Below are 241 nucleotides of genomic sequence, written 5' to 3' on the forward strand. Positions count from 1 at the left end.
GCTTTATGCTTAATGGTCGCTGGCACGTTGTTGACTTTGGTGGATACATTGACTGCCATTGTGGTGGGTTTTCTGATCAGTGCTTGCGGATTTTTCTTAACTCACAGCTGTTGTAATTCGTTTGTTGCTATCCGTGCCACCAGTCATCGCGCTAAGGCAACGTCGCTGTATTTATGTTGCTATTATCTTGGCGCATCCCTAGGCGGACCTTATTTAATGATGTTTTGGCACGAAGCTGAAT

At 45.2% G+C, this 241-nt stretch carries 1 pseudogene; it reads left to right on the plus strand.

Annotated elements, in window-relative coordinates:
- Positions 1 to 241: pseudogene (locus AAEY75_RS16795) on the plus strand (MFS transporter); the annotation flags it as partial.

This window comes from Psychrobacter sp. TB55-MNA-CIBAN-0194 (assembly GCF_040309505.1).
Lineage (GTDB): Bacteria > Pseudomonadota > Gammaproteobacteria > Pseudomonadales > Moraxellaceae > Psychrobacter > Psychrobacter fozii.